Origin of the sequence: Psychrobacter pacificensis, from assembly GCF_900101915.1 — a bacterium.
In the GTDB taxonomy this organism is placed as follows: Bacteria; Pseudomonadota; Gammaproteobacteria; order Pseudomonadales; family Moraxellaceae; genus Psychrobacter; species Psychrobacter pacificensis.
Map to the genome: position 1 here is coordinate 186,670 of NZ_FNAL01000001.1, position 11,826 is coordinate 198,495.

An 11,826-nucleotide genomic window follows, 5' to 3' on the forward strand; every position below is an offset into this window, starting at 1 on the left:
ATATTTTTATAGGGGTATTTATATTTTTGATAGTAATAAACCTATCATCTACAAGATAGAATGATTGTCCAGCCCTTTGTTCTATTACTATCAACAAGATAATATATTATAACCCTTCAAAGATTATAAAGTTATAGATGCTGCATTTTATTAATAATTTATAAATTGTATATGTAATATTTCTTATTAATTAGCCAATAACACTGAATTTAATAATAAGCAGTTTCTATGCACAGTTTTAGTTTGTATTTACATCAATGCATATATGTTTAATTTGAAGCTATTTTTTAGTATCGTTCAATCCAATGCCGCAAGTATCTCATACATCAGACTTTGTTTAGCTAATAAGCGTCTAGAGCGCAACCATTATAATAGAAAAGCCAGCATAACAACGTGTTCAGTTCGCTTGCGATGTATAACTTACCACTAAGGAGTTTTATCCATGTCATATGATAAGGTCATCGTACCAAGAGACGGCGAAAAAGTAACCGTGAATGCTGATTTGTCGCTAAATGTGCCCAATCATCCGATTATTCCGTTCATTGAAGGTGACGGTATTGGGGTGGATATCACACCTGTCATGATAAAGGTGGTCAATGCAGCGGTCGATAAAGCCTACCACGGTAAAAAATCAATTATCTGGATGGAAGCTTACTTGGGCGAAAAAGCGGCCAAAATATATGACGGTGAATATTTACCCAGTGAGACATTAGAGATTTTAAAAGACTACGTCATCAGTATCAAGGGACCGTTGACCACGCCGGTGGGTGGTGGCTTTAGTTCGTTGAATGTGGCTGTACGTCAAAATCTTGATCTGTATGTCTGTCAGCGACCAGTACGCTGGTTTAAAGGCGTGCCAAGCCCAGTACAGCATCCTGAGCTGACCAATATGGTGATCTTTCGTGAAAATACAGAAGATATCTATACAGGTATCGAGTGGAAGGCAGGCAGTGATGATGCCAAAAAAGTCATCAATTTCTTAAGAGAAGAGATGGGTGTGACCAGCATTCGCTTCCCTGAAGACTGCGGCATCGGTATCAAGCCTGTCTCAAAAGAAGGCTCGCAGCGCCTAGTACGTAAAGCCATTCAGCATGCTATCGATAATGACTTGCCAAACGTGACCCTCGTGCATAAAGGCAATATCATGAAATTTACGGAAGGCGCGTTTAAAGATTGGGGGTATGAGCTGGCAGCAGAGCGTTTTGATGCTAAGCCATTAGATGGTGGTCCATGGATGACGATGAAAAATCCCAAAACGGGTAATGACATCATCATCAAAGATGTGATCGCTGATGCATTCTTGCAGCAGATTTTGATGCGTCCGGCAGATTACTCCGTAGTGGCAACACTCAACCTGAACGGTGACTATATCTCTGACGCGCTAGCGGCGGAAGTAGGCGGTATCGGTATTGCCCCAGGTGCCAACAAAGGCGGCGCAATCGCTGTCTATGAAGCGACGCACGGTACTGCGCCTAAGTATGCTGGTCAGAATAAAGTAAACCCAGGCTCATTGATATTGTCTGCGGAAATGATGCTGCGTGATATGGGTTGGTGTGAGGCGGCGGATCTCATCATCAGTGGTATCCAAGGCGCGATCGCCAATAAGACGGTTACTTATGACTTTGAGCGTTTGATGCCAGATGCTATCTTGCTCAGTACTTCTGAGTTTGGCAAAGCCATTATCAAGCACATGGATGCGTAATCGCATTAATGCCTAGAGCGTTAAACTCTATTATATTTATTCAAGGCCACTTACTGATGTAGGTGGTTTTTTTATGTGTTTGAAATGGATAGACATAGGCAAGTTGTTTATTATCATTTTGAGATAGGCACAAAAAAACACCTCAACGTTCTAAGACGGCTGAGGTGTTTTGTTTGCTAATACTTAAACTTACCTAATCGATCTGTGTATAAAAACCAGAGCGATTAGGATTAATGTTTCAAGATCAATTGCTTATTACTTATAGCGATGCCAAGGCTTCGTTAAACAAAGCGCTTGGACGCATGGCTTTTTTCGCAAGCTCCTCATCAGCATAGTAGTAGCCTTTGATATCGACTGGCTTACCTTGAACGTCGTTAAGTTCTTTGACAATCGCGTCTTCGTTTTCTGCCAGCTTTTGCGCCAATGGCGTGAACTGTGCTTTTAACTCGCTATCTTGATCCTGCGCCGCCAGCTCTTCAGCCCAATATAGCGCTAGATAGAAGTGACTACCACGGTTATCAAGCTCACCAGTTTTACGTGATGGTGATTTGTCATTCAGCAGCAGTTTTTCGGTCGCGGTATCGAGCGTGTCCGCCAAGACTTGAGCTTTAGCATTGTTGTCGTTGCTTGCCAAATGCTCCAAAGAGACATTCAAGGCCAAGAACTCACCAAGTGAATCCCAACGTAGATGGTTTTCTTCGGTGAGCTGCTCGACATGCTTTGGTGCAGAACCGCCAGCACCTGTCTCGAACAAGCCGCCGCCTTTCATGAGTGGCACAACCGATAGCATCTTAGCACTGGTACCAAGCTCTAGGATTGGGAATAAGTCAGTTAAGTAATCACGTAAGATGTTACCAGTCGCAGAGATCGTATCGAGGCCACGAGCGACACGCTCTAGGGTATAACGCATGGCGCGAACCTGAGACATGATTTCGATGTGTAAACCGTCAGTATCATGATCTTTTAGATACATTTTAACTTTTTTGATGAGCTCGTTCTCATGTGGACGGTATGGGTCGAGCCAGAAGATAACAGGCGTATTTGATTCACGGGCACGGCGTACAGCAAGCTTGACCCAATCTTGGATCGGGGCATCTTTGGTCTGACACATGCGCCAGATATCGCCTTTTTCAACGCGTTTTTCGAGCAAGACTTCATCGGTTTCCACGTCGACGATACGCGCAATACCAGCATCGCTAGATTCAAAGGTCTTGTCATGAGAGCCGTATTCTTCTGCTTTTTGTGCCATTAGGCCAACATTTGGTACGGTACCCATGGTCGTTGGATCAAAGTTGCCATGCCATTTGCAGAAGTTAATCATTTCTTGATAAATACGAGCAAAGGTAGACTCTGGCATGACGGCTTTACAGTCATACATTTTGCCATCAGCGCCCCACATTTTACCGCCTGAACGAATCATCGCAGGCATTGAGGCATCCACGATCACATCACTTGGTGAATGGAAGTTGGTGATACCTTTGGCCGAATCAACCATGGCCAGACGTGGACGATGCTCCTGACAAGCATGTAGGTCGCGCTCAATTTCTTCACGCGTTGAGGTTGGCAAAGTAGCAATCTTATCGTATAAATCTGCCATACCGTTGTTGACGTTGATGCCAAGCTCATCAAAGAGTTCGCCGTGTTTTTCAAACGCATCTTTGTAGTAAATGCGGACCGCATGACCAAACACGATGGGGTGTGAGACTTTCATCATGGTGGCTTTGACGTGTAGTGAGAACAAGATACCCGCTTCGCGGCAATCTTCCATTTCACGCTCATAGAATTCAAGCAAGGCTTTTTTGCTCATGACCATCAAATCGATAACTTCTTTGTCTAGTAGGTCGATTTTAGGTTTCAATACTTTTTTGGTGCCGTCGTCTAGCAATAGCTCCATGCGAACCGTGCGCGCCTTATCTAGGGTCATAGATTGCTCGCCATCATAGAAGTCGCCGCCATGCATGTGCGATACATGTGTGCTTGACCATTGTTTCCATTCACCCATTGAATGTGGATGCTTGCGTGCATAGTTTTTGACGGCTTTTGGTGCGCGGCGGTCTGAGTTACCTTCACGTAGTACAGGGTTTACGGCACTGCCTAAGCTCTTACCATAGCGCTTACGTAGCTCTTTTTCTTCATCCGTTTGTGGATCATCTGGAAAGTCAGGGATGGCATAGCCTTTACCTTGCAGCTCTTTGATGGCTGCTTTGAGCTGCTGTACAGAGGCACTGATATTTGGCAGTTTGATGATGTTGGTGTTGGGGTCTTGAGTCAGGCGACCAAGCTCAGCTAGGTTGTCAGGAACACGTTGCTCTTCGGTCAAGTATTCAGGGAATTCAGCCAATATACGTGCCGCAACAGAGATGTCACTAGTTTCAACTTCGACACCTGCGGTCTTAGTGAACGCTTCTACAATAGGTAAAAAAGATAGTGTCGCAAGCGCTGGGGCTTCGTCAGTTTTTGTATAAATAATTTTTGACATTTTATTTGAATCTTCCTTTAGTTGTCGTTAATAATAAAGCTCGAATATAATGTTGAATATGGGTCAATGATACTATGCAATGCTCAATAATATCGTTCGAACAAGTACGTCGTATGTAGCTGCTTAGCAATATTTAAGTTAGAGATATTCAAGTTTGATAAAACATTTTCTTTTACTGATGTTCACTACAAGGGCGTTCTCAGATGGCACGTTGACTGCCCCGTAAAACTGCCAGACAGCAAGTCGCTGACGGTATATTATAATAAACCCACTATAAATTCGAGAGGATGTCAATCACATACCATGAACTAAGTATACTGTTTTCGCTCATATCTTAGGGTTTCAAATTATACTAAGCTGGTAGTAACCTTATTCTAACAGTCATTTGTTGCGATATCATCTTTTCAATAATATGGACGGTGTTTTATTGACCTTTATATTATTCTTGAGAGGACATAAGGATAATCCTAAAAACCACCAATGTCACGATTGGTGGTTTTTTATTGCGTCTCAAAAAAACTTTGCAAATTGTGACAGCAAAACCGCAAAAATTTGCTAGGCTAGGTCATCAACAGATTGGTTATCTATAAATATATAGCGATTATAAGAGTGACGGTGAGTATGAGTTTAGAGTATGCGCTGATGAATGATACTAGCTGGCAGAGCCAGACCGATTGGCAAACGCCAGACACGCCTTTTATGTCATTTGCTTTTTGGCAGGCGCTTGCTGAGACAGGCGCGATTGGCGAGCGGGCAGGGTGGCTACCGATATTTATTTTGGTGCATCGTGTCAATGATGATACTAAGGATGCCGCTCTGCAACCAGTCGCGGTGCTGCCAGTCTTTATAAAAAGCCATCATCGCGGTGAGTTCGTGTTCGATCATTCATGGGCAGAGGCGTATGCGCGCTATGGTCTCGACTATTATCCAAGATTGGTCACTAGTGTGCCGTATACGCCGATTACGGGTCAGCGGCTTTGGCTGGCAAAAGGGGAAAGGCTCAATGAAGAGATAATCAAAACAGCCATCGCAGGTGTCGATGATATCGCTCAGCAAGTCGGCGCCTCAAGCTGGCATGGGCTATTTGTGACGCCTAATCTAGCCTCTATTGCGACCACGTCTATGCCGACCGAAATTGATATAGAGCGTGCGCTAGCAGCACAAGAGCGTGGCGTAGAGTCCGCGCCGATTGCGATGCCGATATTCGAGCGCCAAGGTTGTCAGTTCTTATGGCAAAACAAAGATTTGCTCAATGACAGTCAGCCCTTTGCAGACTTTGATGCGTTTTTGATGACGCTAAAAGCTAAAAAGCGCAAAACCATCCGTGCGGAGCGTCGTAAAGTGGCTGAGCAAGGTATCATCTGCCAGCGAAAAATCGGCGATGCTATCAGCGATGCAGATTGGAAGGCTTTTTATCACTGTTACGTGATGACTTATGCGGTACGCGGACAGCAGCCTTATCTGACGATAGACTTTTTTATGGCATTGGCAGCGAGTATGTCTGAACATATTATGCTCGCGCAAGCACTCGATGCCAGTGGTGAGATTATCGCCAGTAGCCTATTCTTATATGACACACCTGATAGTAATAGCAACAACGACGACAGTGTTGATGGCGATGTTAATAATGATGTTGATAATAATGCAACCTTGTACGGTCGATACTGGGGTGCGCTTGGTGAGTATGACAGTTTGCATTTTGAGCTGTGTTATTACCAAGGTATTGAGTTTGCCATCGAGCAAGGGCTAGCGTCTTTTGATCCGGGTACGCAAGGGGAGCATAAGCTGGTTCGTGGATTTATCCCAACGACCACGCACTCGCTTCACCGCATTTATGACCCGCGTTTTGTCCCTGCGATTGGCGATTTTTGTGCCAGAGATCGGATGCATATGGCACAATATCGCAAGCAAGCCCATGAGGCACTACCATTTAATGCGGACAATATGCCAGCCTTTGATACGCTTCATTGATATACACCATTCATGCCAACCATTAATAATAGCCTGCAGGCATTTACTTTACACATTTCATGATTAGCCGTTAACTATGTCCACAAACTCTATTGCTAGTATTGCTACCTCTCTGCCTCCTATTGAACTCGTATCGTGGCTCAATGCTGAAGGTTCGCTCACAGCCATGCTAGAAGAGAAGGCAGGGCAGCCGTTACGAGTGGAGCGTAGCTTTGAGGGTTATCGGCTGTTGACGCTGCAACAAAAGCGACAATTGGGTCTACAAGGCTCAGCGCTAAATCGTCCACTGCTGGCGTGGATACGTGAAGTACAGCTATACGGCAATGACGAGCGGCCATGGGTCGGTGCGCAAAGTATCTTTCCGCTATCAAGCCTAAAAGGTAAGGCGCGACGCTTGCAGCAGCTAAAAGGTACGCCCATCGGTTATGTGTTATTTAAACGTCGGCGCACAGTGCCAAACCAGCGATTTGTGCGACAGACGAGCGAGGGCTGGCAACGGCAAACGCGCTATGACTGGTATGGCCGCTTACTACTTATCAGCGAAACCTTTTTGCCGGCATTTTTGTCCAGTGATACTTAAAAACGTTTTATTCTTATATACACAAAGAAAAGACTAGGGTCAAAAATTTGCATTGAGTAAAACCTTTATTTAATTGGCTATTTATCTGTGTTATATCGCCATTTAATTTGCTCATCTTCAGGCAGGCTTTTTTGCGCTCATCGCACAATTTTTCATGTTACACTTACGCTTTCGCAATGCTATCGATGCCACTGCATATCGATTTTATTGACGGATCGGTCAAGTTAATGCAGGCCAACTGCCTGTGTTTATTCTTATGTTAATTTTTACTGATAGTCGCCATTCACAATCATGGTCGTACCATAAAACAGCTGGCAAAAGAGCAGCGTGCACAAGTACCTAGCATGCTTTGAGCAACGTCGATGCAGTGTTCGTTTGATTGTGGGCAAGCTATCAGCTTCTTTTCAATGATACTTTTTTAATGACAGTCACTACTTAGGACATTATTATGTTTAAAGACATTTCTATCAAAGAGTTTGATCCGACCCTTGCTGAAGCGATGGCCGCAGAAAGCGTTCGTCAAGAAAATCACATCGAGTTGATTGCCTCTGAAAACTACTGCTCACAAGCAGTGATGGAAGCACAAGGCACTGATTTGACCAACAAATACGCTGAAGGCTATCCTGGTAAGCGTTATTATGGTGGCTGTGAGCATGTCGATGTCATTGAACAATTGGCCATTGACCGTGCAAAAGAGCTGTTCGGTGCTGAGTACGTCAACGTCCAGCCACATTCAGGCAGCCAAGCAAACGCTGCCGTATTTTTAGCGTTGCTAGAAGCCAATGACACGGTACTTGGCATGAGCCTAGACGCTGGTGGTCACTTGACGCATGGCGCGCACATCAACTTCTCAGGTCTGAACTACAATGCCGTACAGTACGGATTGGTCGATGGCACTGGCCTTATTGACTATGATCAAGTAGAGAGCTTGGCACGTGAGCACAAGCCAAAAATGATCATCGCAGGTTTCTCAGCGTATTCACAAGTCGTTGATTGGCAACGTTTCCGTGACATCGCTGACGAGGTAGGCGCGTATCTATTGGTAGACATGGCACACGTTGCTGGTCTTGTTGCGGGCGGCGTCTATCCAAGCCCAATACCTTTTGCTGATGTGGCCACTACCACCACACACAAAACCCTACGTGGCCCGCGTTCAGGTATGATCTTGTCGCGTGATGAGAAACTTGCTAAAAAGCTAAACTCTGCCGTATTCCCAGGCAACCAAGGTGGCCCGCTCATGCACGTCATCGCGGCAAAAGCGGTTTGCTTTAAAGAAGCGCTGGAAGACAACTTCAAAACCTATCAGCAGCAAGTTGTGAAAAACGCACAAGCCATGGCAAAAGTCATTCAAGAGCGTGGCTATGAGATCATCTCTGGTGGTACTGAAAACCATCTCATGCTGATTAGCCTAGTGAAGCAAGAAATGACCGGTAAAGAAGCCGACAAATGGCTTGGTGATGCACATATCACGGTCAACAAAAACGCCGTACCAAATGATCCAAAATCACCATTTGTCACCTCTGGTATCCGTATCGGTACCCCAGCCATTACTACTCGCGGCTTCAACGAAGCGCAAGCGGGTGATTTGGCAGGCTGGATCTGTGACGTGCTAGACAGCCGCGGTGATGAAGCGGTTGCAGCTGAAGTACGCGGTAAAGTAGAAGCCATCTGCAAAGAGCTACCAGTGTACGAAAAAAACCAGTAAGTATTAACTGACTCTATTTGAGAGTTGTATAACAAAAAACCGCTTAGCGTTTGCTAGGCGGTTTTATTTTTAATCACAGTTAAGGAAGATACGATGTCTATTTCAACAACTATGTCATTTTGCTTTTGTAGTGTTCGCGAGGAAAATTTAACCAGCATACTTGTTGGTGATATGACACTGGATGAGCTAAGAGAAAATCGCGACAACCAATACTTAGATGTGAGACAAGCGTCTCTTGAACATTATACGGAAGAACTGGTTGAGTTATTGGGAGAGGGGCATTATGCCTTGTGCGATTTGTTGTTTTTGGCAAACAATAGCACCCCGCTGCATGAGCAGCATGACGGTTTATTATACAATGTGGCCGTCGTACCTGAGATCGTCAAAGCGTTTGCCGCGACAGACTTAAAAAAATTGGTACACGATATCGGCTACCACGAAGCAGAGAGTCAAGAAGGTTTGAATACGTTTCGTGAGAATTTAAATCACGTTCACGAGTTATTTAAGTTTGCAGAAGAGAACAAGCTCAATGTGATTGGGTTTACGCTTTAGTGAGTCGATCATGTTGCTGCATGACGCCGCACCTAGACATATTTGAACCGAATGTCAGATAAATAAAAACCGCCCAACATTATTGCTGGGCGGTTTTATTCATTCAAATAATTGTGCGATAAGAGCATGCTCATGCAATAAGGGGCAAATTTAAACCCTACGAATATTTATAATCTCAGCCACCGAGTTGATTGAGTCCTAATGCCAGCACCAAACCAATAGCAGTGCTGATACCCGCCCAATGGTTGCCATCTTTAAATGCAGAAGGAAAAACTTCTGTCGCTAATGAAGCAATCACCGCCCCTGCGGCAAAACAGTCAATTGCACTAATTACTGCATCATCGACATCTTTGAGAAGCATTTTGCCAATAATAGCTGCTAATGATAATAAAATAGCTGCACCAATCCATAGCATGAGTATTTTTTTGTGACTGCTACCACCATCGCGCATTTGTTTGGCACCGCCTGCGGCTTCTGGGAGGTTTGATAATAAAATAGACCCTGCTAGTGCCGCGACTTGTAAAGCGTTACCACCAATCAGCGCGACGCCAAGCGCTAAGTTTTCTGGGATACCATCAAGCGTAATAGCAGCAAGCAAACCTGCCCCGCCTTTGTTTTGCATTTTTTCATCAATCAGATAGTCAATAGCCGTAAAGACCACTGCGCCTAACACGGTAAAGGCGACAGTCGTCCACAAACCACTCTCGCCAATCGCAGGTTGAATCATCTCAAGTACCACTGAGCTCATGAGCGCACCACCTGCCAGCGCAAGCAGATTGCCTTGTATCCAGTCAGGCATGTAACCGTATAGACCCCACAATGCACCAATAACGAGTGCGCCTGAAACCACAAGAATAATGGCAAATACCAACATAAAATGCCTCGATACTTTTAATAAGTTTTAATAATTCTGAGTAATGTATGTTGATACGATGAATGGCGGTGAGATCACATCGTATTTGATAATAATGCTATCACACGATGTGACCCATGCAATCTCCTCAAGATTAATCACGGCTTAAATACGCTCAGACGTAGTATTACATAAACGGCAACTTGGTGAATATTTGCAATATCGTGGCATTGACGATATCGACAAAGAACGCACCAACCATTGGGACGATTAAGAAGGCTTTTGGCGAGGGGAGATAGCGATCCGTGACAGCTTGCATATTGGCAATCGCTGTCGGGGTAGCTCCCATACCAAAACCGCAATGTCCTGCTGAGAGTACTGCCGCGTCATAGTCTTTGCCCATGACTTTAAAGGTAATGAGATAGACGTAGATAATCATGATGATGGTCTGTACGATCAATATGACCAATACAGGCCCTGCCAAATCCGTCAACTGCCACAGCTTCAATGACAGTAACGCCATTGCCAAAAACAGACTCAAAGACGCATTACCAAGTACATCAATCGAGCGATCAAACATCTCAAAATTGAAGACCATCGTTAACACATTGCGAATGATAACGCCTCCTGCCAGTGCCCAGACAAACGTCGGTAGCTCAAACCATGTGCCCTCAGCCACGAGCGTCATCCCATCGGCAAAAGCCAATGCCCCTGCAAATAGCGCTAATGTCTCGATAGTAGAGGATGCCGTGATAAAGCGCATGCTATCGGGTCTCTCAAAGATGTCTTTATTACTCCCTGCAGTCTCCTCGTCATTTTTTTACCGTTAAGTGTCATTCTTAAAGGGCACAATAATCCACAGTTGCGGCTTACCAAAGTCGCTATAAGCATCTTCGATAATGCTTTTAAAAATAGTGAAGTCTTCGGTGTTTATCTTTTTTATTACCGTCAAATCAAGCACTAAGTGCTGCACATCGCTGTCTGTCAGACAGTCCCATGCACTGTCCCAATTGTGTGAAAAATAGCTGGGGAAGTGGCAGGCACGCGCCAGACTCGTCAATAGCGTGGTTTTGTCCAGTGTGTCACACGCAGGTATGGTAACAGCCTGAGTAGGAATGACGGCAGATAGCGCTGTACCGTTTTGGTTAATGGGGTCTTGACTGACATAGTGGATGGCTTGGCTCGTATCTTTCTGATTCATGGCTTTTTGACTAATATCCTTTGGTTTCATATTAGGGTACCTCAAGCTTTTGAAAACTGTCATAATGATCGACGGTTAAGTAATAAACAGTGGGCGGGCGACCACCTGTGACGATACGCCTTGCACCGCGATGGGAGACGCCAGGGGTGGGTACGGTGTATTCACGGTAATAGCCTTGCGATTGTGCTGGCAGTCTGCCTTCACGGTTATAAAACGTCGTGCCGTCCTTATTGGGATAAGGGTATGGCCCGCCTTGTTGAATCAGCGCAATCGTCTTATCGACTTGTGCATCGCCTGTGATGCTAGTGGTCGCTGTGTCAGTTGTGGCGACTTGACTGGTATTGTCAGACGTATACTGAGATAACGTCGAGCCTAAATCGCCAAAGAAGTAGACAGCGACAGCGATAATGGCAATGAGGCTAAATAGGGTACTGCCTAGGCTTCTCTTGTTGCGAGAGCTATTTTGACGAGTGTTTTGATGGTTGCGATTTGAGGGCCGGCTGTGATTATCTCGTTTGCTATTATTGGGCATCTGCCTTGGTGTATTTGGTGCAGTATCTGGTTCAATGCTGAGTACGGCTGACGTCACTTTGGTGGCACGCAATTGGTTTTTATCATTACGACTACTCGTGAAATAGACACGTCGACCAACCGCTATCGGCTCCGCCAAACTTACTTTGCTAATATGAAAAAACACGTCTTCATCTTGATCATCGACATCGATAAAGCCATAGCCTTTTTCGTGATTCCAATGTTTAATCTTGCCGCTTTGCATGGTGGCAC

General features: G+C 44.9%; 9 protein-coding genes and 1 pseudogene. 5 read left to right on the plus strand and 5 right to left on the minus strand.

Features of this window, described 5'->3' with window-relative positions; genetic code table 11:
• The first annotated feature begins 442 nt into the window (after window positions 1-442).
• Window positions 443-1,702: an NADP-dependent isocitrate dehydrogenase gene (gene icd / locus BLR43_RS00820; RefSeq protein ID WP_071002349.1), complete on the plus strand. Its 1,260-nt coding sequence runs from the start codon at window positions 443-445 to the stop codon at window positions 1,700-1,702.
• A 259-nt stretch (window positions 1,703-1,961) separates the two neighbouring features.
• On the opposite strand, the gene BLR43_RS00825 is transcribed toward icd, so the two are convergent.
• Window positions 1,962-4,181 (minus strand): NADP-dependent isocitrate dehydrogenase, encoded by a 2,220-nt coding sequence (locus tag BLR43_RS00825; protein WP_071002348.1) that lies wholly within the window; start codon window positions 4,179-4,181, stop codon window positions 1,962-1,964.
• A gap of 621 nt (window positions 4,182-4,802) precedes the next feature.
• Here BLR43_RS00825 and BLR43_RS00830 point away from each other — a divergent pair.
• The 4 genes from BLR43_RS00830 to BLR43_RS00845 all read left to right on the plus strand — a co-directional run bounded on the left by BLR43_RS00830 (window position 4,803) and on the right by BLR43_RS00845 (window position 8,989).
• Entirely contained in the window at window positions 4,803-6,152 is a 1,350-nt protein-coding gene (locus BLR43_RS00830) for a GNAT family N-acetyltransferase (RefSeq protein ID WP_071002347.1), read from the plus strand.
• A gap of 76 nt (window positions 6,153-6,228) precedes the next feature.
• Complete coding sequence (locus tag BLR43_RS00835; RefSeq protein WP_093067628.1) at window positions 6,229-6,732, plus strand: chorismate--pyruvate lyase family protein; 504 nt, start codon at window positions 6,229-6,231, stop codon at window positions 6,730-6,732.
• Window positions 6,733-7,180: 448 nt separating this feature from the next.
• Window positions 7,181-8,437 carry a serine hydroxymethyltransferase gene (gene glyA, locus BLR43_RS00840; RefSeq protein ID WP_093067631.1) on the plus strand — a complete coding sequence of 419 codons (1,257 nt, stop codon included), beginning with the start codon at window positions 7,181-7,183 and terminating at the stop codon, window positions 8,435-8,437.
• A 93-nt stretch (window positions 8,438-8,530) separates the two neighbouring features.
• The gene (locus BLR43_RS00845; RefSeq protein WP_071002344.1) at window positions 8,531-8,989 is read left to right on the plus strand and encodes a hypothetical protein; all 459 of its coding nucleotides are present in this window, start codon (window positions 8,531-8,533) and stop codon (window positions 8,987-8,989) included.
• Between the two features lie 175 nt (window positions 8,990-9,164).
• On the opposite strand, the gene BLR43_RS00850 is transcribed toward BLR43_RS00845, so the two are convergent.
• The 4 genes and pseudogenes from BLR43_RS00850 to BLR43_RS00865 all read right to left on the minus strand — a co-directional run bounded on the left by BLR43_RS00850 (window position 9,165) and on the right by BLR43_RS00865 (window position 11,818).
• Window positions 9,165-9,863, minus strand: coding sequence for a ZIP family metal transporter (locus BLR43_RS00850; protein ID WP_093067636.1), 699 nt, complete (start codon window positions 9,861-9,863; stop codon window positions 9,165-9,167).
• A 166-nt stretch (window positions 9,864-10,029) separates the two neighbouring features.
• A pseudogene (locus BLR43_RS00855) lies at window positions 10,030-10,635 on the minus strand (sodium/glutamate symporter); the annotation flags it as partial.
• 33 nt (window positions 10,636-10,668) lie between these two features.
• Window positions 10,669-11,073: a barstar family protein gene (locus BLR43_RS00860; RefSeq protein WP_227517113.1), complete on the minus strand. Its 405-nt coding sequence runs from the start codon at window positions 11,071-11,073 to the stop codon at window positions 10,669-10,671.
• Window position 11,074: 1 nt separating this feature from the next.
• On the minus strand, window positions 11,075-11,818 hold the full coding sequence (locus tag BLR43_RS00865) for a ribonuclease domain-containing protein (RefSeq protein WP_071002342.1): 744 nt from the start codon (window positions 11,816-11,818) through the stop codon (window positions 11,075-11,077).
• Window positions 11,819-11,826 lie beyond the last annotated feature (8 nt).

Excerpts from the sequence above, each read along its gene's own strand:
- BLR43_RS00835 (WP_093067628.1), top strand. The coding sequence starts at position 6,229 with ATGTCCACAAACTCTATTGCTAGTATTGCTACCTCTCTGCCTCCTATT.
- icd (WP_071002349.1), top strand. The coding sequence starts at position 443 with ATGTCATATGATAAGGTCATCGTACCAAGAGACGGCGAAAAAGTAACC.
- BLR43_RS00865 (WP_071002342.1), bottom strand. The coding sequence starts at position 11,818 with ATGCAAAGCGGCAAGATTAAACATTGGAATCACGAAAAAGGCTATGGC.
- BLR43_RS00850 (WP_093067636.1), bottom strand. The coding sequence starts at position 9,863 with ATGTTGGTATTTGCCATTATTCTTGTGGTTTCAGGCGCACTCGTTATT.
- BLR43_RS00830 (WP_071002347.1), top strand. The coding sequence starts at position 4,803 with ATGAGTTTAGAGTATGCGCTGATGAATGATACTAGCTGGCAGAGCCAG.
- BLR43_RS00845 (WP_071002344.1), top strand. The coding sequence starts at position 8,531 with ATGTCTATTTCAACAACTATGTCATTTTGCTTTTGTAGTGTTCGCGAG.
- BLR43_RS00825 (WP_071002348.1), bottom strand. The coding sequence starts at position 4,181 with ATGTCAAAAATTATTTATACAAAAACTGACGAAGCCCCAGCGCTTGCG.
- glyA (WP_093067631.1), top strand. The coding sequence starts at position 7,181 with ATGTTTAAAGACATTTCTATCAAAGAGTTTGATCCGACCCTTGCTGAA.
- BLR43_RS00860 (WP_227517113.1), bottom strand. The coding sequence starts at position 11,073 with ATGAAACCAAAGGATATTAGTCAAAAAGCCATGAATCAGAAAGATACG.